Raw genomic sequence first — 25950 nt, forward strand, 5'->3', positions numbered from 1 at the left:
TAGCTTTTTACGGCAATATTTTCAGTCGTTTCAAAAATGCAAAATGTAATCCACGGTATTCTGTCTGATTTTCTCACCCTTCGGGCGAGCCGGGTTAGGAGGCGAATTATCTCACCCTTTGTTCCTCGGGTCAATTCACATCCAGCGCATATATATTAGAAAACGTTTGGCTCCAGAAGGGCCGCCAGAGCCGTAATCGGACTCATTATTCGCGGTGCAATGAAAAGGGGTTGTGTCGCATGTTAAGACGCGACCCCTTCTCTTGGTGGGGCCGATGTGCAGAGCCTGTTTCTTCCAGATTGTTTGGCCCGATACAGGGCGTTATCTGCCAGGTGTATGAGCTCATGGATTTCCTTGATCCCAGGATGGTACTGGACTTGGCCAAGGCTTATGGAAAGGCGGATCTCGGTATCTCCGTCTATCAGAAAGGTCATGGATGAGATGGCTTGGCGAATGTGCTCTAAGATACACTGGGCTTGGGAGATCGTGGTATTGGGGAGGATGATGCAGAATTCTTCTCCTCCGTAACGCCCCACACTGTCGGTTCTTCGGACTTTCTTCCTGATGGTATCTGCGAGGCGTTTCAGCACGATATCTCCGGCATTGTGACCATGGGTATCGTTCACTTTTTTGAAGTGGTCGATATCCACAATGCAAAGGGTAAAGGGGTTGTTATAGCGCGCTGCACGATCCATTTCGCTTGTTAAGATCTCAAGTATTTTTCGGCGGTTGATGAGTCCGGTCAACTCGTCTCGGGTCGCAATCTCTGTGAGCTGCTGTTCTGCTTTTTTGCGTTGGGTGACATCTATTCCGATACCCCAGGTGTACCAGCCAGGAATAGGGGCCTTGACGCTGGTGTTAGACCAGGACAGAGTACGTATGTCCCCGTTTTTGCATAAAAGGTCGACTTCCCAGTCACGGTAACTGCCGTTAAATTCAAGAAACTCTTTAATGTTTTTGGCGCGCTGGACCGGGTCAGGGTAGAAAAGTTCCAATGCATTGGGATTGCCAACAATTTCGGCACTGGTGTAGCCGGTGATCCGTTCGCACTCCTTGTTCCAGAAAAGAACCACCCCGTTCTCATCCACGGCATCAAACATGACGGGCATGTTTTCAACCACCTTTTTAAATACCGGCCATAGGTCTGATGCCTCTTTCAGGGTGTCCCGGTTGGCATTGCCGGGTTTACGGCTCTCCAGTTTGTCATGGTTGAAATAGAGATAAAGAAGTCCGGTGAGGAGGAAGGTGAGACCGATGGTCGTAAGGCTGAGGAGAGCGATACCGCTATCATCAGGTGAATACAGCTGGAGGCACTGGCATCCCAGGATTAAAAAAATGAGACCACCAATAAAGAGCTTCAACCTTTTGAACATGGATAACCAACCCCTTTTTAAACAGATCTGTGTATGCCGTGTCTGGAAATATAGTAAACAGGCAATACAGTAAAAAGCTGGCAACTGGCAACAATAAAGGTGATAGTTTATTCATGTCTTGGGCGTGATGCTTTTCAAAAGGAGGCCTCTATCCCTTGGAACTTCTTCTTAAACCAGAATCATATGGTTTATTAACTATCGTTAGAGTCACTTGAGGCACGGTTAAGCTGAAAAGGTGCAGTGGGAAAGGGGCGCGTCTCTCTCCTTTTCCCCTTTTTTCAATGGTTAAAACGTGGTAGTGCGGGGGCTTCGCTAATTCTTAAGACTCACTTCCACGCGATCCTGGAAATGAGTCCGGGTTTTATGCTCTCAGAAGACGATTTTCTCTCTTTTGACTTCGGACAGATGGCATTTGGTGTGGAAAATTCAGAGCGATTGAAAAAATATCGTGAATATCTTTACCATGCCGGTGCCATTGGCAAGCGTGGATTCTAATCCACAAGCCGGCCGCGATCGTTACCTTTCCGTATTTTTCAGTCAGCCGTTGGTGTCATATAGTTGGGATTGCGGGGTTCCACCAGACGTTTGAGATCAAGCCAGAACTGAGTTCGCGGTTCCGAATCCGGTGGCTGTTGAATCGGCAATTCAAGGAAAGGGACCGTCATGTTCAAGGCGTGAAATTTCTCCGATAGAATTTCAGCCATAATGCCCATGAGCAAGGGCTCTTCAGGCTCAGGTTTCTCAACAGGTATGGGCGATTCCGTGTTGTACCTGTTGACCTTGTGCTTGCCCCAGTGGATGCCGCAGGTCGGGCTGTTGCGCAGTCCGATATAGCCGACCAGGCGAAAGCCATTTTTCAGAAATTCTTCAACCATCAGTAAGGGGGTCTGCAGAAGTTCTTTGCAATGATTCCGGAAAAAAATATTGTCATATTGCTGCCTTCCCTGGGGATTGCGCTGCAATCCCATGGCGGTGGTCTCCGGGCAAGGGTATTGAATGATACCGACCCGTAATTTCATAAAATAATCCACCAGCTCATGGGACAGGGGGAAATTCTGCCCCAGCACGTGAACGCGGCAGTATGGGTTGATTAAACACTGGGCAACCAGAATGATTTTTTTGTCTTTTTTTCCCATGATGGGGCTCCTTATTTGCGGAGGAGGTGGGTGGAGAGCTCTGAGTGTGGGTGATGTCAGGACGCATTTTCCCGGGTATTACGTGGGGAAACAGACAGCCTAAAATAATAAATTGTTATTACAGCCTGTTGTCGTGAAATATCCGGCAAAGGGTTTTCATTTCAAGATGACAATCTCGTTACCTGGGGTCGCTCGGGAGCCTTGTTTACACATGGCAAGGAAGGGGGCATGTGGGGGGTGTTACGTTTTACATGGGCGCATTAAACATTTGAATCAGTCTTATCTTACAATGGTTTAGCATAGGCTGGTTCCCAGGGCAAGTGCGGCTGTAAATGACAACGTCCCCATTGTATACCTTGTTGGGTTTGGCTTGAAGATCGGGAGCGTGCCCAAATGACAAGGTCGGCAACATCTGGGATGTTCAGATCTTTTATTTCGTAACAATCCAGTGAGGGCCAATCGGCCAACATCTCATGCTGTTTTGGAAAGGTGCTCCCTCTGCTCTTCAAGGCTGTCGATGCATCGCTGCCAATGCCTTTGGCAATTTTTGCCACCTGTGTGCAGCAGCTCGCGGAACCGGTTGATCAGCCGCTTCATGTCGGCCGGGGACAGGTAGTCCTCGGCGCAATCGATCAGGGCGATCCGCACGCCGTAGTCATCGGTGCGGGTTAATGCAAAGACCCGGTCTGCAAGGTCCTTTTTTTCCGGGTGATGGGGTGCATAAGACAAAAAGAGGTCCCTGGCCTCATAGGTGTAGACGTCTCCGACGGTTCCGCCAGAATCATCGCATATCTCAAGGACCACCTCATCGGTCTCAAAAAAGTCCAGCACCAGCTCCGCGCCCAGGCAAGGGTCCTCAGCTGAGCCTGCGTAAATATCATCTAGGATCCCGCCCAATCGGTAGATCAGGGCCGAGGTTTCATCCCATGCGAAATACTCGGTGCTGTGTTTTAGCTCGGAAAGCTTGGCCCTGACTCGCTCCACGTTACCTTCGGCTGTGGACAGCATGCGCGAGATTACATCAAAGACCTCAGGGTGTGTCTCTCCCAATTCCAGGAGGGTGTCTGCTAAAACCTCTTCGCCTAAAGCCATCAATCGCTGTTTTTTGTCGTCACTCATCGCTTGAATCCCTCGAGAAATTTATATAAATACATCAAATCTTACATGAACAACGCATGGATGACAGCAAAAAACCATTCGAGATTTAGCCGTATGAGAACTCGAGGTACTCGGCGTATCGACAGCCGAAGAGCATTCGTAACCCCGCTTTCAAGGTGGCCCACCTTGCCGCCGGAGGCATTTTTTACTTCAGGGTTTCAATAAAACATCCTCCCGATCCCCCCGAGTCCTCTTTTTCAGCCTCCACCCATGCCGCTTGAACCGCCGAGAAATGATAGACCTTGATTTCGATGGAGGTGGGATGATTCATCCTTGATCCGGGTACGACAAAGCCCTGGCCTTCGGGCGTCACATTGCCTTGCCTGTCGCAGACCTGTTCCCATGTCTGGCCGTCGTATAAAAAGACGCTGAGGGTGCTCGCGTCCCTGTCCCCGCAGGGGATAATAAGCTTGACCGGCACGTTGAACACGGCTGGCGGCCTGAGGTTCATGGGCAGGTTCACCGCGGTGACGCCCTCGACGTTTAGCTGCGGGATCTCTTCTGACGGGCCGAAACCGGGTGTCACAGGGCCGGTGCTGTCATAGACGATGGTGGCCCCTTTGAGTCCGGCGCTTAGTGCTTTCACCCCGGCATCGTACTCGCCGACCAACGCAGGATCTTCCGAGGTCAGCCTTTCCACCTTCGGCCCGGCAGCCGCTGCATACGTGTGCGCCTGTTCTGTTTCCACGTTAAAGGCGAATACAGCGGGTGTCATCGTCCCTCCTCGCCGATCCGTTGCCTCCATCGTGACATTGACCGTGGTATCAAAGGCATAGGTCGGATCCAGGGCGTCTTCTTCGGATCTGTCGTAGGCCACCCACACCTCTTTGACCCTGTCTTCCGGGTCGTCGGTCAGCCGGACGATGCGGACCACGTTCGTATCATAAAGGTTCCGATCATAGGCGGGCGCCTGGCCATCGTTGATATGAAACACAATGCTTTGCCCGTCTCTGAGGTCTATGCCGTCCGCGTCCCTGATGCAGGCGGCAAAACAGGTATTGTTCGGTATGCGGGTATTATCGCTGATACCCGCTTTGTCATGGGGGATGGTCTCGGGAATGATCGGGGGCGTGGGCACAGGCCGCACCGGATCGTGGGGGCTTGATTCTCCGTCATCCACCTGGCCGTTGGCGTTGGCATCTTCTTCGCCGTCCATCCACCCATCTCCATCGGTATCCGGTTTCCACGGGATGGTTTGGGTGGTGGGGTCCGAATCCGGGATAAACACCGCCGTATCGGTATCCGGGCCGATGGCACCGGCGGTCAGGCCGGTTTCAGTTCCATCCTGGATGCCGTCGCCATCGGAATCCGCGCGGGTCGGATCTGTTTCTCCAGGGTCCACCATCCCGTCCCCGTCCAGATCCTCTAAGGAGTCGGGAATGCCGTCATCATCGGTGTCCTCGTCGACATTTTCAACTGTAATGAGAAACGATTTTTCAAAACTACTGGTGGACCCGTCATTGACCCGGACTCGAATCGTGTAGTGATTCCGGGCCTCAAAATCAAAGACAGCGGAGGTTTGCAGCGCCTCACCATTTATAGCAAAAAAGCCGTTGTCTTCATCCCCGGTTCCTGACACCAACTCGAAGGTATGCGTGCCGGCCGGATCAGAGGTGAACAAGTTGCCCACACGGGTGCCGACGGGTTGGTTTTCAGACACAAGATGGCTGTCAAGGGTAAGCTCCATGCCAGCGGTCTGAACATCTAAGGTCGCCGAGTTGTTCCGGGGACTGTTGCCCCCTTCGGCACTGACCCGGTAGTGATACTGTGAGCCACTGGTCAAGCCGGTGATGTCGACCTGGGTCACATCCCCCACATCAAGGCGATAATAACCGGGCACATACCGACCCCCGACCATGATGGCCGGATCGCCCATCAGGTTGAGGCCGAATTGGAGCCAGCGGGCCACGGTCCCGCCTAAGCTCAGGGCAATCAAGTCAGCCTTGTGCAGGGCAAAGGTTTCTCCTGAGGAGATGAAATCCGTTTCAAACAGGCGGGTGTAATACCTAATGGCATAATGCATTGAATCCCCGTAGCTGGAAAGGAAGGTATCGCTTGCGGGAGCTGAGTCCTGGCAAAACCAGCCATAATTGCTGGAACCTATATAAGTGAGGGCGCCACCCTTCGGGTTGCGGATAAACGCCTCGCTCAGGCAAGGATCCCGGTCACTATTATTAAACGCATTGCTCAAACAGGCGGTGGTGTAAACAAACGGCGTGAGCCCGGTCAGGGTTTCGATGTCGCCGCTGAAAATAGCGGAAGTCGCTCCTTCGAGTCCCCACGCTACTTGGTTTCCATGGGTGCTGCAGAACAGATGAGTCCACCCCTGGTTGTAGATGGCCTTGGCTGTCGCCGCGGAGAGGTCGTAATCGCCTGGCCACTGGGCGTCCCAGGAGGTCAGGGTGTCAAACAGAAGACCCAGGGTGTCCGGTTTGTGCAGGGGTTGGATGTGGTCGCGATAAAGCCTTCTGACCCACATCTCGGCATCGCTGACAGTTCTGTCGCTCGGCTCTCGGAATTGTAGGAGTCCGTCTGTCATGAGGTCCGTGGGCCGGTCCTCGCCAGAGTAAACATCATTAAGTTTCGAACCTGTCAACAGCATGGTGGATCTGGACAGAGCCTGTGGGTCGGTTTCAAAGGCGGTGAGTTTATCGACATAAGCCTTAACGTGGGCCACGGTTCTCACCGGGATCCGCCCCACGAGGACGTCCGGGGCCAGGTCCACATGGTCCGCCTCCTCTCCGTATATCTGGTTGCCGTTACCGTCCCAGTCGCCATCCAAGGCCGCGTAATAGAGGTCTGTGGGCATGTCCTCATTATAAGAGTCAACATGAACCGGACAGATTCTTGCCGGGACCACGGTGTCATCTCCGCCCAGGACGACATAGAGGAGGCCTTTTTGCTCAACATACTCTTGGATGCAGTGACGAATCTTGTCCTGCTTGTCTAAGCCCGTATACTCGGCGTCGATCTCTTCCAGGATTTTGATTTCACATCTCAGGCCTCCGGCGTCCTGTCGGTGTTGGGTGAGCGCACCAAAAGCCCCTGCCAGCTCTTGGCTGGTAATGATCAGGTAGTCTACCCCGTCTGTGCCCCTGCGTTTTGGAGTCTCAAGGACCGTACGTGGGTTAACGACCATGCTGTTGAGCGCATCTTGGAACAAGGGTTCTGCGGGCAAGCCCTGGCGGCGAGTTTCCTGGTAATGGACCGTGACCACCAGGCGCGTGGCCAGAAAGAGCTCTTGGGCCGCTGGGGCGTAGCGTACCGGGTTGAGTCTGAGGGAGACAAACGATTGCCCTCGCATGGTGGCATCCCCTTGCAGAACCGCCAGAGTTTCTGGGGTTTTTCCTGGTGCGGCATAGGCCGCCGGATCCGGTTCAACAAATCCGCTGGCAGGCAGACTGGGCGACTGAGCAGGTTGCACGGGGTAGAGGCGTGCGCCCGTTTTCAGGCTGACCTCTTCACCGCTGACGTCGATGCCGGTGACCTGGGCCCCGGATGGAATCATCAGGTTGATGTACCGGGCCGGCAGCCACGGGGTCCCCGGCGCATCCTGGGGCATCACACCGTCTTTCAAGTCGACGGTCATAAATCCTGATTCCTCGGTAAAATTCACATCACCGGGTACAAAGGAACATTCCACCGTTGTCATGCCCGGTTCGGTGCGGGTGACGGGCGAGCCGGATTGTTTCGTGTTTGGGCGAGAGCGCCTGGTCAAGGGGGCCCCCGATTCCCAGACGTCAATATAATAACCGGTGGCTCCGTCCACCGGAAGCCAGCTGGCGGTGAACTGGTTGGCGGTGACGGATGTGGCCTTAAGATCAGTGGGTGGGGAAAGATTTTCCGTTTTGAATGTATTTGTTTCACCGTAGGTGGTCTGGTCACCATGGGTGGCATAAGCCCGCGCATAATACTCAGTGGTGGCCGAAAGCCCCGTGATCAGACTGGAAAAAGAGCCGGCCTGACCCGTTTCAACGGTATGCTTGTCGGAGGTGGTGGGAATGGCCGCGGGGCTCCAGCACACGCCCCGGCTCGTGATGGGGGAGCCGTTGTCGGAAATCACGTTTCCTGTACAAAGGGCCGTGGTGGGGGTTACCTGGGACATTACCCCAGTCTTTACAATCGGTCCTCCGGAAGTCACGGAATCCATAGAGATTGTCACGTTGTATATAGCGATACAGTCGTCTGGTTCAGCCGTGCCGCTAAAGGCCAGGTAAATCTGGTCCAGATCGGACGGCAGGGCAATCGTGCAGGCCTTCAAATCCGATGGCAGCTTAAAAGAATCATCGGTCTGCCACGTCTCTTCGGAATTTTCTCTGTAATAAACCTGAATGTTGCCAACATCCTCACTGTCGTATTCAACGGACAATACCGGGCTTGCCACCCCGGCCAGGTCGATCTTGGGAGTGATCAGCCGGGCCTGATCACCCTCTGTCCTTGAACAAAAAATGGCCTCTATATCATCGGGATGATTTATGCTGCTTATTGAGTAACTCCATGGGGTGTTTCCGGAAACAATCTCCTGGGTCCAGCCTGGTGGGGCCTGAGTCTCATGGTCAAATCCTTCATAAAACAGGGATTGGAGGGTGGTAAACATCCTGTCCACCCCATAGCGCGTCCCCGCTGAGTTTCTTGCCACGGCACGAAAATGATACGTCGTCATTGGCTCGAGCCCGGCGATGGTTGTATTAAACTCAAGGTCATCAAGACTGGCACCTGCAAACTGTTCCGGGGTGGTGCTGCCGTAATCCTCCGTTAATCCGAACTCAAAATAATAATAGACGGGAACGGTTGTTTCACTGTTGTTTGGGTTGACCGTGCCATGTAGAACGGCCAGGGAAGAACTGACATCTGTGGCCGGTTTTGTGGTGGATAGCGGCATGTTTGCCGCTGCTTTTGAGTCAAAGGTGCCATCGAGGCCATAGGCTGTTATGTCGTTATCGTATTTTGCAACAAGGCGGTAATGATAGGTGGTCAAAGGAGACAAGTCTGTCAGTACAGTGGATACGGCCAGGTCCTGGGTGCCATCAAGCGAGCCCTCAATCTTTGTTGACGCGCCATAGTCTGTGTCCGGTCCGTATTCCACATAAGAGGTCGTGGCTGTACCATGGGGGTTGATCCATCCCGTTATTGTGGTTTGATCAAGACTCACCACAGCGTTTCCGGTACGTGCGTCAGGGGCGCCGGCGGACCCGGCTGTGGTGACATAATTTAAAGTGGAGTAGACGGATCCCCGGGCATTGGAGGCCACCACCCGATAATGGTAGGTGGTCTGGGGAGTCAACCCCGGCAGGACGATGGAGACATCTTCAAACGTGGTGCCAGAACCGGACGAAGCGGTGGCCGTGTCGGTCAGGCACTCAATCGTGGTCCCATATTCAACATGGACCTCGGTATTCTCTCCTTCCGGGTTGACCATGGCATTGAGGGTGGCCTGTGTGTCTGACGTATCGGTGGCTTCTGAGACACGAACAGACGGACCCTCACCTTCGTAAACCAGGTAGGTGCCTTCGCATGCCGCGTGGGCGGAGTTGTAACGGATGCGCATGTATCCGTTCTCCCCCCAGGTGTCCCCCCATGAGTTGCGTAATATCCAGCATCCGCCGCCGCCTTCGGGGGGTGTGTCGTCCCAGCCCACCAGGGAAATGACATGGTTGGTCGCGGCATAATAACAAATCCCGTTCGGGTCATCGTCGCAGGTTGTGTTTTGGTCTTCGTAGACACCGCTTGAATACGCCTGGAAGGCGTCGGTGACAAGAACAGAGACGTCAATGACACCAAAGGCCATGATGGCCCGTTTCATGGCGTCTATGTCTCCGCAGGAAATCCGATGCCAGGATTTGAATTGGGTGAGTGTTGGATACGAATCCGGGCATGCTTGATTGCCAAGGTCGTACGGGTGGTCCGTTTCATTGGCAATGCCGAAATCCACCAGGCCGTCTAACTCTTCGTAGTCGTAATCGGATCCATCGCAGCCGTCAAAACCTGTGTAGTGATCGGTAAGGCAAAACGCGATGAACGCCTCGGAAAAATCGGCGACATCGTTGTTGAATTTATTCGTGACAAAATTATAGGCGCCTTCAGCCGACGCGCTGGCCCCAAAGGCATAGCAGGATCCACAATTGCCCTGGTCTCGGACGGGTCCGATATATGAATGGCCTTCAACTCCCCGCCAGTCGAAGACATCCGGCAAGGCAAGGTGCTGCATGTCCTGGAGGGGGCCTTGGCTTATTGATCTGCGAAGGGCCTTGGATGCGCCGGGTGAACGACGGGAAAAAAATCGGCTCTTTTCACCCGGTGCCATAGTGAAAATAGGGGTGGCTTCTACGGTAAAGCTGTAGCCGTTGTGCTGGATTTTATCTTGAATGTCAGCCAGGGTATCACCGGGTTCAAAGCGAAGAGGACCGTCGGCGGGTGCTGCGGAAGCGATAGAAGCAAAAGCGAATAAAAAGTAGAGAAGTATGAATGCCGACTTGCTGAAATTTTTCACAAGGTTGCTCCTTTTACCACTGTGCTGAGCACAACGAACGTCATATCTGAAAAAGACCATCAAAAAAAATAATTAAGCAATAAAAATATCGGTAATTTTGAGAGAATCTTTAGCTTAATTTTTTAACCGGTAAAATGAGGGCGATTCGTGTGTGGAGATTCAAGCCTTGCCGCCGTGAAAGGAGATTGCGAATGCGCTTTCCCCCCTTGTCACGCCGGAGGCTTTTGCGTAGGCGGATGCCTCGGGGCAAATCACATTCGCCTTTGATTTAGATTGGTTTGAATCAATTTTTTAAAACCTGTTTATCAAACTTTTTAAAAGTTTAGCCCCCGGCAGGGTCGCCGGAGGCAATTTCAGTTCAGATTTCGCCTGTGTCTTCATCCCTTTTTATTTCAGTCCTTCAAAAAACAGGTCCCAAAAGGGATCGGCGTTCGGTTCCAGAAGGGGCTGCACGATTTTGTCTTTGAGGACGGTGTTTTCCTTTAATTTGGCGTCGAATCTGCCCAGGACGAAATGTTCGATTCCGAGCTCGTCCCAGACGTTCTGCACGTCTTGCACATGGCGGGGGTCGACAGCGGCCAGGAGGGTTCCTTCACTGATGGCCTGCCAGGGGTTAAAGCCCAATTCTCTGGCAAGGGTGGCAATATCCTCGGGTATTTCCACCTGATCGAAATCAACCATGACCGGGACACCCGACGCTTCGGACATCTCCCAGAGTCCTCCCTGAACTCCCCCTTCGGTGGCATCATGCATGGCATGCACACCGCCCGCTTTGAACGCGTGCAGGGCCTCCTGGACAACGCTGATCTGATTCGCCCGGTCACGCAGCGTATCGAGCATCTCCCCGGACATATTTTTTTCAAGTCGTTGTCGATGCACGATGGAGAGCAGGGCCGCGGCTTCGATGCACGGTCCCTTGGTCATTAATATCGTATCACCGTCTTTGGCTCCGCCGGGTGAGATCCATGCGTCCTTGTCCGCGGTGCCCCAAACGGTGACACCTCCCACGGTCGGCACGGTCACGGCCCCGTACCATCCGGTATGACCGCCTACAATGGAAATCCCCAGTTCTTCGGCTGCACGGGAAATGGCGGTAATGATCGTGCGGGCGTCCTCTTCGGGGGAGCCCAGGGGAAGCAGGAGGGTGTAAGTCATGAACTGCGGATTGACTCCGGTGACGGCGATATCACTGGCACCGATATGCACCGTGAACCATCCCATGAGATCCAGGGGGAGTCCGGGAGCGGGAAAAATGGGGTCTTCGGCAATGGCCATGACCCGTCCATCCTGGGTCTCTATGATCGCCGCATCCAACCCCGGGCCAGGGCCCACCAGCAGGCTGTCGCACGGTTTTCCCAAGGCTCCCTGTACCAGCCCCTGCAATCGCGAGGGGCTCGGTTTACCCACCAAATTACTCATGATCGACCTTCCTTCCTAAAACATCTTCCACATCTGTTATTTTTCCCTGCAGGCGCCCCGTGGCTCCTTTGCGATCATCCAGGGTGATGGAGGTGAGCACCCGGGGTGCCCGCTTCATCATCAGGTTATGGCAGCCCATGATCAGCGCCATGACCTCGGCCTGATCTCCCTCAATGGTTGTCTGCATGGCCCCAAGCCTGTAGTCCAGGCCGGAGGCAGCGATCAGTTCCACCACAGCGGCGATATGTTCCTTCAGCTCTTCTCCCACCCCAAAGGGTAGAATGGTAAAACTTGCCAGCATGATACACCTCAATGTGAATTTTTTTTTTGAGAGCCGCGGCGTGATTACTTAACGTGTCTTCAATGATCATCGCGTCACCCCTCTTCGATTTAGCGAATTGTGTAACCCGGATATTTCTGAGTCATCATGATCAGACGTCTTTTTGCTGCGATTAAAGTCGGGCCGTGGCTTTTTATGTTGCCCACTCAGTCGATTGACGGACAACGGAGGACTATACCGGATTTGGTGTGCCAATGCCAGAGATGGTGTGGCGGGCTCGATGGGGTCTCACGACCAGGTGAAGGGGAATGTATTCTCATAAGGGATGTGACTGTCGACGGAAGGTTGAATCGTATTCCATATTTCTCTAACTGCAAATTTTACAAAATTAGAGAAGGTGGCCGAAGCGAAGATCAAGGCCTGATTTGCTTGACCGCTTGTGTTTTGCCGCGCAGCATGCCTCAAATTTGCAGCTTCGGCCGGTCTGAACTTAAACGCTTTGATTTTCAGCTCAATTGCCGATACAATGTTTTTGTTTTATTTCGCCCGGCTGCCGCTCCACGTGCATGGTATTCACTGTTCTTAACGCTTCCTCTCCTGTTCTGTACAAACGCATAAATATTGTCTTCGGTGACACCCTAACCCGTATATTTCATGAGAAAAAAATCAGGACTAAGGAATAATTCATAATTACAGTTCTTTGCAGTCATATTTTTAGTCGTTTCAAAAATGCAAAATGTAATCCACGGTATTCTGTCAGATTTTCTCACCCTTCGGGCGAGCCCAGACATTTAGTGAAAAACCACGATACAAAAGAATATATATATTCATTATAGGGCGTTGAGGTGGAAAACCAGGTATTCGAAAAACACAACACATACCACCATACGCTGCACGAATGCGGACGCGATAACGTCTGAGTGACGTCACCCGAAGCGCCTTCGCAAACTCGCTTTCAAGGTGCCGCCACCTTGCCACAGGAGGCTCGTTTTTGCCTCGAACTTTAACCATAAGAAGGCAACGTTGGCGATATTCCTTAATATTTGGTCCTTAGCGACGCAAACCCAAGCCTGATAAGGAGAATAAGATGAATGACGGTAGCAAGTGCCCGGTAACAGGCAAGTCTGGCAGCCCCAGGGCGGGGAAAGGGACCTCGAATCGGTTCTGGTGGCCGAATCAATTGAACCTGAAGGTGCTTCATCAGAATTCTCACATGCTCAATCCGATGGGGGAGGCCTTTGATTACGCGGAAGCCTTCAAGTCCCTCGACCTGAAGGCCGTGAAGCAGGACCTTTATGCGCTGATGACCGACTCGAAGGACTGGTGGCCAGCTGACTACGGTCACTACGGGGGGCTTTTTATCCGCATGGCGTGGCACAGCGCAGGCACCTACCGCACCGGAGATGGCCGGGGCGGGGCAGGGTCCGGCAATCAGCGTTTGGCTCCGGTGAACAGCTGGCCTGACAATGTGAACTTAGATAAGGCGCGTCGTCTGCTTTGGCCGATTAAGCAGAAATACGGTCAGAAAATCTCCTGGGCCGATCTTCTGATCCTTGCCGGCAACTGTGCCCTCGAGTCCATGGGGTTCAAAACCTTTGGCTTCTCCGGCGGGCGTGTGGATGTTTGGGAGCCCGAAGAGGACATTTACTGGGGGACGGAGACGGAGTGGCTTGGCGATACGCGTTACTCCGGTGATCGGGAACTCGAAGACCCGCTCGCCGCCGTGCAGATGGGGCTCATCTACGTGAACCCGGAAGGGCCAAACGGTCATCCGGATCCCGTGGCCTCGGGTCGCGACGTTCGCGAAACCTTTGCGCGTATGGCGATGAACGACGAAGAGACCGTTGCACTTGTCGCTGGCGGGCATACCTTTGGCAAGTGCCATGGCGCCGGCAATGCAGCGCTGGTGGGGCCGGAGCCCGAAGCCGCCCCCATGGAAGAGCAAGGCTTGGGCTGGAAGAGCCGTTTCGGCAGTGGTAAAGGGGGAGATACCATCGGCAGCGGCATCGAGGGGGCCTGGAAGCCAAACCCGACTCAGTGGGACATGGGCTATCTGAATGTGCTGTTTAAATACGAGTGGGAACTGGTTAAGAGCCCGTCCGGTGCAAATCAGTGGCTGGCACGGGACGTGGATGATGAGGACAGGGTCGTCGACGCCCACGACCCATCCAAGACACATCGGCCGATGATGACCACAGCAGACCTCTCCCTTCGCTTCGACCCGATTTATGAGCCCATCGCGCGGCGCTACCAGCAAAACCCCGACGACTTCGCGGACGCCTTCGCCAGGGCGTGGTTCAAGTTGACCCACCGCGATATGGGCCCCCGCACATGCTACCTTGGCGCCGAGGTACCGGCAGAGGAGTTGATCTGGCAAGATCCGGTACCCGCCGTCGATCATGAGCTGATCAATGCATCGGACATTGCAGACCTCAAGGCCAGAATTCTTGCTTCGGGCCTGTCGATCTCGCAACTGGTCTCCACCGCCTGGGCTTCGGCGTCCACATTCCGCGGTTCCGACAAGCGCGGCGGGGCCAATGGGGCGCGCATTCGTCTATCACCGCAAAAGCATTGGGAGGTCAACCAGCCGGATCAGCTGAAAACCGTGCTGCAAGCCTTTGAGGAAATTCAAAAGGCCTTCAACAGCGCGCAGTCTGGGCAAAAGAGGGTCTCGCTTGCCGACCTTATCGTTCTTGGGGGGTGCGCAGCCGTTGAACAGGCGGTGAAAAATGCCGGGCATCTCGTGCAGGTTCCTTTCGCTCCGGGTCGGATGGATGCGTCGCAGGAACAAACCGATGTGGCGTCCTTTGCCGTCCTCGAACCGGTGGCCGATGGGTTCCGCAACTACCTGAAAACCAAATTTTCAGTCCGGGCAGAGGAGCTGCTGGTTGATCGCGCGCAACTGCTGAGGTTGACCGCGCCGGAGATGACGGTTCTTGTGGGCGGTATGCGCGTCTTGAATGCCAACTTCGGACAGTCGCAGCACGGCGTTTTTACCCGGCGACCCGAAACACTTACCCATGACTTTTTCGTAAATCTGCTCGACATGAAAACGAGGTGGGAGGCCAGCCCGGAAGATGAAGACGTGTTCGAGGGCCGCGATCGGAAGAGCGGTGAACTCAAGTGGACCGGTACCCGTGTGGATCTCGTTTTCGGTTCGAATTCCCAACTCCGCGCCATGGCGGAAGTCTACGCATGCGAGGGCTCCCAGGAAAAGTTCCTGCACGATTTTATCGCGGCGTGGAACAAGATTATGTGCCTGGACCGTTTCGACATCGTCTGATGGCAGCTCCAACGTCTTTTGGCGCTGCTTGCAAAGAGGTAAGAAAGTGCACAGCTAAAAACCGGTTCCAGTCGATGGCATCACGCTGCCGCTGGAACCGGAATTCAATTTGTAAACTGGCTTTCAAGGTGGCTCACCTATTCGCCAGAGTTATCCCGGTTAAAGTCAACCCGTGAATTGACACGCAAACACCGACAGCTCATGTGCTTGAGACATCCGTTGTCACCCCTCACCCGTCGCGCGAATGCGGACGCGAGGTGCCCAGGGTAGCGCCAGCCGTAGAGCATTCGCAAACCCGCTTTCAAGGTGGCGCCACCTTGCCGCTGGCGGCTTGCTTTTTGACTTATTTTATGGGGGTGGGTATGTTTCGTGACGGCAAGTAGCAGATGTCCTCAAATCCTCTCTTGCGGAGGGGAGGCATACGCTTGTCAATACATTGAGCTGGACCGGGATGTCACGGCCCGTTTTTCCGAAGTTCTGGATCCCAGACGCTTTTTTTGACCGGTTCTTTTTTTTATCTTTCGGACGGGCCGATTGAGCGTCGGGCTTTTGGCGTGACGACAACAAAATCTGATCAAGGCACATGAAACGAATTATTACTTTTATCACCGGGCAATGGTTTTTACTCTGGGTACTCTCGTTTACGGTCTTTTTAACCTCGGGTAACGGAGAAAATTGGGCAAGATGGCAATGGGGAATAAAGTATGACGCCAATGAATGGGGCGGAATGCTGGTCTCAATTTTGCTGGTGATGCTTCTTTCTGGGGCCGCATTGGTGTGGCTTTATTATTATTTCATCAAACATTGGGCTCATTGGCGGGAGCAGGGCGTTGTTTCTGTAGAAAAGACGACGATGATCGCTACCATTCCCCCGGGGTTTCTCTTTTTTGTTCTGAACGGATTCGATCCTTTTTTCCCGGTCTTCCGGTTTATCGCTCACCTGTTTACAGCTGGGTACGGTATGCCCCGGTTGATGACCTATCTTGCCCTTCCTCTTTTGGGCGTCGCGCTTCTGGGATGGGTTTTCCCGATCGTCATGGAAGGCTCCAGAAAAATCGCCCTTTCAATCGTGGCTTCCTGGATGACGATTCCTGTCATCACGTTTACCGATGGGGTGGTTGGCGGGACAAGGTCCGGTTGGACGGGGTATCTTAATCTGGCGGACACCGCCCTTCCTGTTTATGTGGCCGCCTCGGTGCCTCTTGCATATATTGGCAGCGTTGTGATGTTGACGGCCCTTGGCAAACGTCGTGAAAAACAGGTCACTGCGGCATGATTTAAAAAGGCAGGAAAGAGGGATGGAAACAGAAAAGCCGCATTTAGGTGCGGCTTTTCTGTTTATCGCTTTTCATGCCACACACGGAGTGTGGCGTTCCAGCGGCAGGGTGCCGCTGAGGGGACCTTTTAGATCCTATTTGTGCATGGCGGTTCGGGTCAACAGGTTGGATTTGACATCAAAGTAGATCTCTATGGGGCCCTGGATGCCCGCGATGAGGGTGCGGATCTCCTCTTTTGCTTTCTCTACATGGGCCACGGGCTCAGGCAGTCTGATGGTGACCCTTCTTGCCTGGGAGGTGATTTCGGCGCTGTGGTATCTGTTGACGATGGCGGCCTTGAGGGTAGCGCAAAGGGCCATATCTTCGAGCTGGGCTTTGGCTTGTCGGGTCTCGGTGAAGTAATCCAGCTCCAGCGTCTTTAGGATGATAGTGACGCATTCGTCTATGGAAATATGGCGAAGGTTGATGACCAGGTCGTAGAGTTCACAACTGCGTGTGTCTGTTTTATAGAAGTACGTGCTCCAGTTGCAGCGCTCTTTATCGTCTTTTTCGAGGCGTTTTCTGGCCTCATCCTCGGAGATGTTTTCTCGCTCCATCTCTTCTGCGACCCGAGCCTCCATATCGGCCACGAGCCTGACCTTTAAAATGTGGGGGACATCCTGGACGAAAAAATGCCCGGCCAAACCATGGTACACCACATTGTCTTTTTTCAAGTGGGTCAGAAGAGCAGATTTGACAAAGGCGGTGTAGCTCTCTTTTGCGTGGGAAAAATGATCATAGCCGGTTGGGCCGTCGTGGATGGCTTTGGCGAGCATGGGTTCCGGGACGTTGAATTGTTCAGAGGCTTCCAGGAGAACTTCCCGGGAGAGGCACTCATATCCCAGGGTTTCCGCGACTTTTTCCGCGACGATCTTTCCTTTGCTGCAGGATGGGCGAGAGATGGTGATGATCGACATGGTGCCTCCTTTGTGGGGTATGGATCCGGGGGTTTGCGTCTTGTATCGGGGCAGGCCCGGGAGGAGACTCGGCAAGCTGTCGGGCAGTCCTCTGTACCTGAGTGGTACGGACCTTGTTGAGGTTTAGCATAAGTCCTATTCCAAGACAAGGACACCACCGTGGGGTTGCGTGCAAGAGGCTATTCAATCACAAAACACACGAAAAATGCGAAAAGGGCCAGCATCCGAAGCCCCCACATGAGATTTTGTTGTTTCGCGTTTTTTACGCGTCCTGTTCGGGGTCTATGTACTCGAGGATGTCGCCGGGCTGGCATTTGAGGTGCCGGCATATGGCGTCCAGGGTTGACAGTCGAACGGCTTTGGCCTTGCCGGTTTTGAGGATGGATAAATTTTGTTCGGTAATTCCGATCAGTTTGGCCAGCTGAACCGACTTCATCTTCCGTTTGGCCAGAACCACGTCTAAATTCACAATAATAGGCATCGTCGCTCCGTCTATACGGTTAATTCATTCTCTTCGTTCAAGACCCTGCCTTCATCCATCACCCATGCAATGAAAAAGACGACCCCTCCGATCACCAGGGTGGTGAGCTCCGGTGAGCCGAATGAGACGCCGATGACTCTGCTTCCCGGAGGGTTGCCCAAAGAGAAGATAACGCTCTTGGCCGATTCGTAGACGATGGATGCGAGAACCCAGAGCACAAGGCCCTTTGCGGTTTTTTTAAAAAGGATGACATGTTCGAAGGAGAAGATGACGCCTTGTCTGTAATACGAAAAGAGCTGCCGGATATTGATGAGGCCATAGCCCAGAGCCGACATGGGAAGCAGGCTGAAGGCAAAGCCAAGGACCTGAAGCGTCACGGGCAGGTGGTTCGGGCTCAGGCCGGGGGCGTTGATATTTACGGAGATCAGGGTGTCGGGCAGTTGATTGATCAGGATCCAGTACAAAAGATAATAGAAGGGGATGATGGCAAGGAATCCGGAGAGAAGAAGGTAAAAGTTCCGGCTGTGTTTTTTGATTTTCGACACGTTATCCATGGGGGTCTCCTGTGTTGTTTTTTCGTAGATCGTACCATGGCGTTCTCTTTTGTCAATCATTCATTATTGTTTTACGATAATGAATGGGTCTTATTCTTCTAAGCTTTGTTCCTGTTTCAGGCCCCCGGCGCGATTGCCGGGGGCTTTTTTTATGGGGGATTATTCAGAGTCCAGGGCCAGGGCGATGGCCTCACCGCAGCTGAAAGCTTCGGCTCCCTCCGTTGCAGGGATCAGAGTGTACTCACCGACCTTTTCGCCCTGTTGTGCCAGCTCATGGAGGCGGCTGCAGGTGGCTTCTATGGCCAGGGTTCCGTCAAGGCTTCCGGCGACATAGTTTTTGGGGATAAAGACACGCTGAACGGAAGCCCGGACGCGTCCGTCGGTGCATTTTTTTGCCTGGACATCCAGAATGCGTCCTTCACCATTGGTGAAATAAGTGGTTTCCCCTCCGTTTTGATTCAGAGACACCATCGCCAGATCGTAAAGTTCGCTTCCTTCGTGGGCAACCCGTCCGAACATGAAATCCATCATGCCGGCTGACGCCTGGGTGCTGCATAAGGTAATGGCGCAAAGCACCAGCAGGGTAGAGACGATACGTGAATGGGCGGCAGTTGTTTTTTTCATGGTTCCAATACTCCTGGTTCTATATGTGATTTAAAGGCCGATCGCTGTGGGTGGTTGACGCGCTGGACACGTGCCCGGCGGTCTCTGTTTTCCGGCGACTCGCCATCCGTGAAGAGGTTATACAAGCTTGATTAAAAATCATGTAGGGGGTAACAAAACATTTGATAGATGTATTTTATGCAATAAGTGGGAGGGCACGGATGATAGAAACCAATGAACAGCTTTTTTTGCGGGTGGTGGAAGCTGGAAGCCTGAAAGCTGCCGCGGAGCAGGTGGGGACTGATCCCTCTTCGGTGAGTCGTAAAATTGCCGGCTTAGAGGCGCGTCTCGGGGTGAAGCTGCTTCAGCGCTCCACCCGTCGTTCTGAGCCCACGGAGGCGGGATTTCTTTATTACGAAGGCATGCGCAAGTTGTTGGATGAGCAGGCAGCCCTTGAGGCCAATGTGGCCCGGGAGACAGAGACTCCCAGGGGATTGCTTCGCGTCAGCGCACCCAATAATGTGGGGGAGGCGCATGTCGCCCCGGTACTCACCTCCATGGTGACGATGTACCCGGACCTGAAGGTGGAGCTTATTCTCATGGGAGAGGCACCGGATCTAAACGAAAAGGGAATCGATGTGTCTATTCGTGTCGGACCTCTTCCCGATTCCACCCTGATCTGTCGTAAACTGGCGGAGGTTCCCATGGTGCTGGTCGCTTCACCGGGGTATCTCAAAGGGAGGCCTTTTCCGAATGAGCCCAGGGACTTGTTAGATCATGATTTTCTCTTGTTTTCGAGAAAGCTTCAGGCAGAACCCTTAGCGTTCATCGGCCCGGATGGACTCCAGACGGTGAAGGTCACCGGCAAATTTATTATCAACAGTGTTTCGATATTGCACAGGCTCACTGAGGAGGGCCTGGGGATCAGCATCGGGAGCCGGCTGGTGTTGAGGGATCGACTTGACAGCGGTGAGCTGGTGCAGCTGTTGCCCGGGTATCAGATGACCCCGTATCCTCTCTATGCCACCTATGCCTCCACGGCCTTTGTTCCGGCAAAAATTCGCTGCTTTGTGGATCTCATGGTCCGGTATTCGTCCGGTGTGTTCAGAGACTGAGGCTTCTCGCTCTGAGAACGCAGGGGCTTGTGTACCAAGGGCGGCGCGTTCTGCTTACTCACCGGGGGCAATCATTGTCTCCGGGCGCACCAGGGCATCGAACTCCTCTTCGGTGACGAAGCCGCTGGAAAGAGCGGCGTCGCGAAGGGTGCAGCCTTTGGTCAGGGCCTCTCTGGCGAGTCGGGCCGCCTTGTCGTAGCCGATGAGAGGGACCAGGGCGGTGACCAGCATAAGGGATTGGTCCCGCAGCTCGGTGATGCGGACAGTGTTGGGCTGGAGTCCTTGAATGCAGTGCTCGGTGAGGCTCATGACAGCATCGGAGAGGAGTCGAATCGATTGGAGAACGTTGAAGATGATGACTGGTTTGAAGGCGTTGAGTTCCAGGTGCCCTTGCGCTCCGGCGATGGTAACGGTGGTGTGATTGCCCATGACCTGGGCGCACACCATGGTCATGGCCTCGCACTGGGTGGGGTTGATTTTTCCGGGCATGATGGAAGAACCGGGCTCGTTTTCCGGCAGGGCAAGTTCACCGAGCCCGCAACGGGGCCCGGAGCCGAGAAGCCGGATGTCGTTGGCGATCTTGTTGAGGCTGATGGCCAGGGTGTTTAAGACCCCGGAGATCTCTACCATGGCGTCATGGGTGGCCAGGGCTTCAAACTTGTTCTCCGCTGAGACAAAGGGCCACCCCGTATAGGTCGCCACTTCGGCGGCGAACGCCTCGGCAAACCCGCTCTTTGAATTTAACCCGGTGCCCACGGCCGTTCCGCCCTGGGCCAGGGGGTAGAGGCGTTTGAGGCTGTCCTGAACTCGGTCTATGCCCAGCCCCACCTGGGCGGCATAGCCGGAGAACTCCTGGCCCAGGGAGAGGGGGGTGGCATCCTGAAGGTGGGTTCGCCCGATTTTGATGATGTCCTTCCAGGCCCCGGCCTTGTCGTCAAGGGCGGCGTGAAGGCCTTCCATGGCAGGGAAGAGACGGTGGTGCAGCGCTTCCACGGTGGCGATGTGCATGGCCGTGGGGAAGGTGTCGTTGGAGGACTGGCTTAAGTTGCAGTGGTCGTTGGGATGGACGGGGCTTTTGGAACCCATGGCGCTGCCCAGGCGCTGGTTGGCCCGGTTGGCGATGACCTCGTTTACGTTCATGTTGGACTGGGTGCCGGAGCCGGTTTGCCAGACCACCAGGGGGAAATGGTCATCGAGGGTGCCGTCGATGACCTCCCGGGTGGCATCGGCAATGGCTGCGCCCAGGGTTTTATGGAGGGTGTTTTGTTTGAGATTGGCAAGGGCCGCACACAATTTAACGATTCCCAAGGCCCGGATCAGGGGGGGCGGCAGGCGCTCATCTCCGACGTTGAAATGCTGGAGGGCTCGCTGGGTCTGGGCGCCCCAGAAAGCATTCGCCGGGACGGCAATGGGACCCATCGAATCGGTTTCATTGCGGGTATCGTGCATCGTATGCGCTCCTTTATGGGGGTGGGAAGAGAGGCTTGAAATGAGGCCTGCGTGGGGTAAGACGTATCAGGTGTTCCGGGACTGTGGTGGCAGCACAAGGGGCAGGTGCGGGAGAGGGCTTTTCTGTTAATGTACCGTGGTTTGTCTTCTTTTGTAAAGTTTTGGGGAGATGCCCGGAAAAACAGGGGGTGAAGGGTTCGTTCTAAAACAGGGGCAGGACCCTGGGGGTGGCCGATTAGGCCAGCCAAGAGCCATTTAACTCCCAGGGGCACAGGCAGGACGTGGCAAAAGAGAGGGGGCAGGATGAAAGATCGCGGGTGTTTTGGGTTTTCCGTTGCGGCGCTATGATGCGTGGGTTGCAAAGACAGATGAGATAACAGACGGAGGCGAGGGTGACCCAGCCGGTGAGCATCATTTTCTGAATGAGGCCGCCCCCCTGTAGCAGGGTGTCTTGATTTACGAGGAAAAACCAGCCGATGATTCCCAGGAGAGTGATGAGACAGAACCCCCATCGTCGAGGCCCTTGGAAATTTGTGACCTCTTTTGGGCGGGTGGTGGCGAGGATGTCCCGGGCCATGTCCAGAAAGGTGAGGGGGGCGGAAATATCTTCGATGTGGATTTTAAGGGAGGTTTTTTCCCCTTCGAGCATGAGGATATCTCCCCTTTCATCCTGAAGGATCTCCCGGATGACGAGGGGGGCCTGGCCTTGTTGTGGGTTTCTGACGAGGACCCTGTCCTCTTTCAGGATCAGGAAAAACGATTTTCGGGTGGGGAAGCGGAGGCTCTTTTTTTCAGCAAACTGCATGCGCATCTTGACGCCTATATGCACACTGAGGGCTTCAAACAATCGGTGAAGGGTGCAGCAGGAGGCCGGAGTATTGCTGGTTGCCTTCAGGGTGAGTTCCGGAGAGGCACCTGTGAGGATGAGCGTTAAAGCATAGTGGTTGATTTCATACCCCCCTCGTGTGACCTGATGGCTTGAGGAGAGATAGAAGGTGGTGATCTCATCAAAGTGAATTCGGCCCTTATTCCATGAGAAGAAGGCGGTGCCCTCTTTGTAGACCAGCTGTAAATTTTTGATGTCGTGAGCGTCTGATTCCATGTTGTTGCACCCATTCCTGCTGATATTTTTGAGGCCATATTTTGAACCCATATTTTAGAAACGGGCTCTTTGTTTCTTCTTTTAAGTATCACAGGAAACGATGGGGGGCGTGTAACACAGCTCACACAGGACACCCCGGGGGGGCTGTTTTGAGATTTTCGAAGGGGGTTGTCCTCGCGGTCGGGTCAGCTTTTGCCGCCGACAATGAACGCTTTGATTTTTTTCAGGTACGGGATCACGACGGCTACGGCAATGGCGGCAAATATGTACTGGATGACGTGGAACCGGTGCTCTAAAAAATCAAAGCAGTAAAACCAGGCCATGATGGCTGTGAGGGTGCCAAGAAAGGTGGCGGATAAATTTCTGACGAGGTCCAGCCGCAGCATGTAACCGATGATGGACCCAATGACAGGGCCTGTCACCGGCAGGGGGGCCATGACAAAGAGAAAAATACCGATCCATCCATAGGGTTGTATTTTGTCTTTCTGCCCCAGGGCTTTTGCGTTGAGTCGGTCCATAAAGGTGATGATCCACGGGACCCTTAAGTAGCGTTGAGTGCTGAGGACAAAGCCGGCATAGGTGAAGCAGACGATGAGCACTTCGATATAAAAATTATAGCCAATGGTCAGGAGGGCTCCCATTCCGTTATAAATGCACAGTCCCACGCCTGCGGCCCGGCCGCCGACGGCATGGGCACCAAACACAAGGACGAGAGTTTCGGCTTTTTTAAGGTCGGTGACGCCGTAAAATCCGATAAATACCATGAGCAGAACACTTAAAAAGACGCCCACGAGCAGGATTTTGAATTCAAAGGAGTTGAAAAGGGTTTGTTTCATGGTGGCATCGGTACCATCAAGGATCGGTTAAGGTCAGTGGCGTGTGTCGGGTTCATGAAAGGATAGGCAGGTTTAAATCTGATTTTTATCACACTGCCCGTTTCTTTACCAAGGGATAATCGCTGTCACGAGGGGGGGGATCCATATCCATAGCCCGGATATTTCACGAGTCGGGTGCGCTTATCTGCAAGGCATCAGAGCTGCAGATGTAGTGGTTTACCTCAAAGTTCTGATAACGCAGCAGATGAGTGCACCCGGCTCGCCCGAAGGGTGAGAAAAGCGAACAGATAACCGTGAATTACATTTTGTATTTTTGAAATAACTGAATTTTCCGCAATAACCTATTTAAATAACAGCTTATTGTTTTGGGTTAATCGTTTTCTCGTGAAATATCCGGGATAGGTTCGTTGGTGCGTCTCTTACCTGTTGGGAACACAAGAACGCCCGTGTTCATGAAGCTCATGGATAAGGGCGTTCTTGTGTCCTGTCTTTTGGCGGTATTCAGCTCTTGATGCGGGAAAGAGCCTCTGGCGGCCCTGCCGGGGGCTAAACTTTTGCCGGATTTTATAAAGACGGGTTTAACAAACAGGCTTTAAAAATGGCTTTTATCAAATTTTATTTTAGCAACTCCACAAAGGCTTCCACGCGGGTCTGGAGCTGGCCCATGTCTTCCTGGCTGTAGTCGGTTTCGATGCGCAGGGTGGGGAGGCCGCCTTCTTCGAGTTCTTTTTCGATGGGCATGGCCTCCAGGGCGTAGGGCTGGCAGAAATTTAAGGTGTATTGGATGACGCCGTCGGCCTTGGACGCTTTTGCTAATTCTTTGATGTGGTCGGTGCGCTCGGTGTTGGGGGTGAAGATGGCGCAGTCGATGGCGAGGTAGCGGTCCACGAGGGCGTCGATGAGGCCGTCCAAATCGTCTGAGGAATCATCCGTGAGGTTGCGGCAGCCGCGTTCGCCCACGCAGGACTCTTCGGCGACGATGACGGCCCCGGAGGTCTCGATGATGGCGGGGAGCTTCCAGTTGGGCACGGCCATGGGACAGCCGGAGACGAGGATGCGGGGGGTGCCTTCGGGGATGACCGAGATCTTTTCTGCGATGCGTTTTTCAAGCTCATCACAGAGGGCGTTGACCGAGGCCGTGAAGCGGACGGGGTCGTCGTAGAAGAAGACCTGATTGGCGATGAGGGCGTCCAGCCCCGAGATGGGCAGGACGGTGCCTTGCCGCAGGGCGGCCAGCCGGGCCATGGCTTTTCGTTTGTCATTGACGATGGCGATCCCTTTTTTCAAGGCGGCCACGTCGATGGTTTTTCCGGTTAAGGCCTCCACAGCCTCTTTGTAGCGGATGAACTCCGCCTTTAAAAGGGCCTTGCCTTCAGCCGATTTAACCTGGGGCAGGTCCATGACGTAGAGGTTGTCCATCATGGTGCTTAAGGTCTCGTAGGCTTTCTTTTTGCCGTCACAGGTGTTTTCTCCCACCACCAGGTCCGAGCACTCGAGGTAGGGACAGACCTTGGCAAGCTTAAAGCCCATGGAGGACTTGATGAGGGCGCAGGTGTTTCTGGGGAGGTATTTCTCCACCTCGTCCATGGCAAAATCGGCCCCGGAGCAGAGACCGACGTGGACGGCCTCGGCCGCCAGGGTGATCTCTTCGGGCACGAAGACGCAGTAACAGCCAATCACCTTTCGGCCTTCGGCCCGTGCGTCCACCAGCTCCTGGATGCGCTGCCCGTGGACCTCGCTCATCACAAAATCAAAATACCCCATGTTTTCGGGGCGCTTCTTCTGGGCCAGATAGATGTCGCCGTAAGCCTGACCCAGCACGCTGAGCAGGGCGTCATGGGCCTCGATGTTGAGGCCGAGGTCTTTCCACATCGGGGTGTGATCGGTGGTCATGGGGTCTCCTTTGGGTGTGCTTATTAGGTTGTCGTGTAGAGATAAGGGGGCAGAAAAAAACAAAAGCATAAAAAGCAAGGCCCTGCCGGGGGGCTAAATTTTTGCCTGATTTTATGAAGACAGGTTTAACAAACAGGTTTTACAAAATAATATTGATTAAATTTCATCTTAAAAGCGGATGTGATTATCTCTTATTCACAGCCATGGGTTCCCTGTCCATTTCAGGCTTCAATGTCACCCACACCGGTGAGATTACGGCGGCGTCGTAGGATGGGCACCCATTTAATATCAAAGGGCGAAGCGTGCCCATCTGGCAGTCGGGAAACCCACAACGCTGAAAATTGCATAAATTTTGACGACGCAGCATCTCTCCCCGGTGATCGGTTGTACCCGCGCCAGATGGGCACGGCACACCCTTTGCCCATCCTACAGGTTGCCAGCAATACCCAGTGTACAGAGTTTATACTGCACCAAAACCTGCTTTCAAGGTGTCACACCTTGCCGCCGGAGTTATTCCGGTCAACGGCTGAGTTGGATTCTGCCCA

The 25950-nt window shown here is 53.9% G+C and carries 18 protein-coding genes; 4 read left to right on the forward strand and 14 right to left on the reverse strand.

Annotated features, from left to right (window positions below; genetic code table 11):
* Positions 1 to 242: 242 nt before the first annotated feature.
* Complete coding sequence (locus Q1Q75_RS12390) at positions 243 to 1373, reverse strand: sensor domain-containing diguanylate cyclase (RefSeq protein ID WP_300670955.1); 1131 nt, start codon at positions 1371 to 1373, stop codon at positions 243 to 245.
* 363 nt (positions 1374 to 1736) lie between these two features.
* Between Q1Q75_RS12390 and Q1Q75_RS12395 the strand changes: the two genes are divergently transcribed.
* Entirely contained in the window at positions 1737 to 1868 is a 132-nt protein-coding gene (locus Q1Q75_RS12395; RefSeq protein WP_300670957.1) for a hypothetical protein, read from the forward strand.
* 38 nt (positions 1869 to 1906) lie between these two features.
* Here Q1Q75_RS12395 and Q1Q75_RS12400 read toward each other — a convergent pair whose 3' ends face one another.
* The 5 genes from Q1Q75_RS12400 to Q1Q75_RS12420 form a co-directional block, all read right to left on the reverse strand.
* Positions 1907 to 2509: a hypothetical protein gene (locus tag Q1Q75_RS12400; protein ID WP_300670960.1), complete on the reverse strand. Its 603-nt coding sequence runs from the start codon at positions 2507 to 2509 to the stop codon at positions 1907 to 1909.
* Positions 2510 to 2980: 471 nt separating this feature from the next.
* Complete coding sequence (locus Q1Q75_RS12405; protein ID WP_300670962.1) at positions 2981 to 3628, reverse strand: DUF6880 family protein; 648 nt, start codon at positions 3626 to 3628, stop codon at positions 2981 to 2983.
* Between the two features lie 184 nt (positions 3629 to 3812).
* Positions 3813 to 10157, reverse strand: a complete 6345-nt coding sequence (locus Q1Q75_RS12410; RefSeq protein ID WP_300670964.1) for a C25 family cysteine peptidase — start codon at positions 10155 to 10157, stop codon at positions 3813 to 3815.
* A 387-nt stretch (positions 10158 to 10544) separates the two neighbouring features.
* Positions 10545 to 11576, reverse strand: a complete 1032-nt coding sequence (locus tag Q1Q75_RS12415; protein WP_300670966.1) for an AIR synthase family protein — start codon at positions 11574 to 11576, stop codon at positions 10545 to 10547.
* The gene (locus Q1Q75_RS12420; RefSeq protein WP_300670969.1) at positions 11569 to 11877 is read right to left on the reverse strand and encodes an MTH1187 family thiamine-binding protein; all 309 of its coding nucleotides are present in this window, start codon (positions 11875 to 11877) and stop codon (positions 11569 to 11571) included. Before Q1Q75_RS12420 ends, Q1Q75_RS12415 begins: the two co-directional genes overlap by 8 nt.
* 1066 nt (positions 11878 to 12943) lie before the next feature.
* Between Q1Q75_RS12420 and katG the strand changes: the two genes are divergently transcribed.
* On the forward strand, positions 12944 to 15139 hold the full coding sequence (katG, locus tag Q1Q75_RS12425; protein ID WP_300670971.1) for a catalase/peroxidase HPI: 2196 nt from the start codon (positions 12944 to 12946) through the stop codon (positions 15137 to 15139).
* A gap of 583 nt (positions 15140 to 15722) precedes the next feature.
* On the forward strand, positions 15723 to 16415 hold the full coding sequence (locus Q1Q75_RS12430) for a hypothetical protein (RefSeq protein WP_300670972.1): 693 nt from the start codon (positions 15723 to 15725) through the stop codon (positions 16413 to 16415).
* Positions 16416 to 16550: 135 nt separating this feature from the next.
* Here the strand turns inward: Q1Q75_RS12430 and Q1Q75_RS12435 are convergent, their stop codons facing one another.
* The 4 genes from Q1Q75_RS12435 to Q1Q75_RS12450 all read right to left on the reverse strand — a co-directional run bounded on the left by Q1Q75_RS12435 (position 16551) and on the right by Q1Q75_RS12450 (position 19031).
* Positions 16551 to 17372 carry an AAA family ATPase gene (locus Q1Q75_RS12435; RefSeq protein WP_300670975.1) on the reverse strand — a complete coding sequence of 274 codons (822 nt, stop codon included), beginning with the start codon at positions 17370 to 17372 and terminating at the stop codon, positions 16551 to 16553.
* Between the two features lie 262 nt (positions 17373 to 17634).
* Positions 17635 to 17853 carry a helix-turn-helix transcriptional regulator gene (locus Q1Q75_RS12440; RefSeq protein WP_300670976.1) on the reverse strand — a complete coding sequence of 73 codons (219 nt, stop codon included), beginning with the start codon at positions 17851 to 17853 and terminating at the stop codon, positions 17635 to 17637.
* A gap of 11 nt (positions 17854 to 17864) precedes the next feature.
* Positions 17865 to 18407, reverse strand: a complete 543-nt coding sequence (locus tag Q1Q75_RS12445; protein ID WP_300670978.1) for a DUF2975 domain-containing protein — start codon at positions 18405 to 18407, stop codon at positions 17865 to 17867.
* A gap of 159 nt (positions 18408 to 18566) precedes the next feature.
* The gene (locus Q1Q75_RS12450) at positions 18567 to 19031 is read right to left on the reverse strand and encodes a hypothetical protein (protein ID WP_300670981.1); all 465 of its coding nucleotides are present in this window, start codon (positions 19029 to 19031) and stop codon (positions 18567 to 18569) included.
* 200 nt (positions 19032 to 19231) lie between these two features.
* On the opposite strand from Q1Q75_RS12450, the gene Q1Q75_RS12455 reads away from it, so the two are divergent.
* Entirely contained in the window at positions 19232 to 20125 is an 894-nt protein-coding gene (locus tag Q1Q75_RS12455; protein ID WP_300670984.1) for a LysR family transcriptional regulator, read from the forward strand.
* 54 nt (positions 20126 to 20179) lie between these two features.
* Here Q1Q75_RS12455 and fumC read toward each other — a convergent pair whose 3' ends face one another.
* From fumC to Q1Q75_RS12475, 4 genes are all read right to left on the reverse strand, one after another.
* Positions 20180 to 21574: a class II fumarate hydratase gene (fumC, locus tag Q1Q75_RS12460; protein WP_300670985.1), complete on the reverse strand. Its 1395-nt coding sequence runs from the start codon at positions 21572 to 21574 to the stop codon at positions 20180 to 20182.
* A gap of 235 nt (positions 21575 to 21809) precedes the next feature.
* Positions 21810 to 22676 carry a hypothetical protein gene (locus tag Q1Q75_RS12465; protein ID WP_300670988.1) on the reverse strand — a complete coding sequence of 289 codons (867 nt, stop codon included), beginning with the start codon at positions 22674 to 22676 and terminating at the stop codon, positions 21810 to 21812.
* A 185-nt stretch (positions 22677 to 22861) separates the two neighbouring features.
* Positions 22862 to 23512: a small multi-drug export protein gene (locus Q1Q75_RS12470; RefSeq protein ID WP_300670990.1), complete on the reverse strand. Its 651-nt coding sequence runs from the start codon at positions 23510 to 23512 to the stop codon at positions 22862 to 22864.
* Between the two features lie 615 nt (positions 23513 to 24127).
* On the reverse strand, positions 24128 to 25405 hold the full coding sequence (locus Q1Q75_RS12475) for a double-cubane-cluster-containing anaerobic reductase (RefSeq protein WP_300670993.1): 1278 nt from the start codon (positions 25403 to 25405) through the stop codon (positions 24128 to 24130).
* Between the last annotated feature and the right edge of the window lie 545 nt (positions 25406 to 25950).

Origin of the sequence: Desulfoluna sp. (genome assembly GCF_030145185.1) — a bacterium.
Taxonomy (GTDB): Bacteria; Desulfobacterota; Desulfobacteria; order Desulfobacterales; family Desulfolunaceae; genus Desulfoluna.

Bases quoted from the DNA above. Each gene is read 5' to 3' on its own strand.
- Q1Q75_RS12390 (WP_300670955.1), bottom strand. From the start codon at position 1,373: ATGTTCAAAAGGTTGAAGCTCTTTATTGGTGGTCTCATTTTTTTAATC.
- Q1Q75_RS12395 (WP_300670957.1), top strand. From the start codon at position 1,737: ATGCTCTCAGAAGACGATTTTCTCTCTTTTGACTTCGGACAGATGGCA.
- Q1Q75_RS12400 (WP_300670960.1), bottom strand. From the start codon at position 2,509: ATGGGAAAAAAAGACAAAAAAATCATTCTGGTTGCCCAGTGTTTAATC.
- Q1Q75_RS12405 (WP_300670962.1), bottom strand. From the start codon at position 3,628: ATGAGTGACGACAAAAAACAGCGATTGATGGCTTTAGGCGAAGAGGTT.
- Q1Q75_RS12415 (WP_300670966.1), bottom strand. From the start codon at position 11,576: ATGAGTAATTTGGTGGGTAAACCGAGCCCCTCGCGATTGCAGGGGCTG.
- Q1Q75_RS12420 (WP_300670969.1), bottom strand. From the start codon at position 11,877: ATGCTGGCAAGTTTTACCATTCTACCCTTTGGGGTGGGAGAAGAGCTG.
- katG (WP_300670971.1), top strand. From the start codon at position 12,944: ATGAATGACGGTAGCAAGTGCCCGGTAACAGGCAAGTCTGGCAGCCCC.
- Q1Q75_RS12430 (WP_300670972.1), top strand. From the start codon at position 15,723: ATGAAACGAATTATTACTTTTATCACCGGGCAATGGTTTTTACTCTGG.
- Q1Q75_RS12435 (WP_300670975.1), bottom strand. From the start codon at position 17,372: ATGTCGATCATCACCATCTCTCGCCCATCCTGCAGCAAAGGAAAGATC.
- Q1Q75_RS12440 (WP_300670976.1), bottom strand. From the start codon at position 17,853: ATGCCTATTATTGTGAATTTAGACGTGGTTCTGGCCAAACGGAAGATG.
- Q1Q75_RS12445 (WP_300670978.1), bottom strand. From the start codon at position 18,407: ATGGATAACGTGTCGAAAATCAAAAAACACAGCCGGAACTTTTACCTT.
- Q1Q75_RS12450 (WP_300670981.1), bottom strand. From the start codon at position 19,031: ATGAAAAAAACAACTGCCGCCCATTCACGTATCGTCTCTACCCTGCTG.
- Q1Q75_RS12455 (WP_300670984.1), top strand. From the start codon at position 19,232: ATGATAGAAACCAATGAACAGCTTTTTTTGCGGGTGGTGGAAGCTGGA.
- fumC (WP_300670985.1), bottom strand. From the start codon at position 21,574: ATGCACGATACCCGCAATGAAACCGATTCGATGGGTCCCATTGCCGTC.
- Q1Q75_RS12465 (WP_300670988.1), bottom strand. From the start codon at position 22,676: ATGGAATCAGACGCTCACGACATCAAAAATTTACAGCTGGTCTACAAA.
- Q1Q75_RS12470 (WP_300670990.1), bottom strand. From the start codon at position 23,512: ATGAAACAAACCCTTTTCAACTCCTTTGAATTCAAAATCCTGCTCGTG.
- Q1Q75_RS12475 (WP_300670993.1), bottom strand. From the start codon at position 25,405: ATGACCACCGATCACACCCCGATGTGGAAAGACCTCGGCCTCAACATC.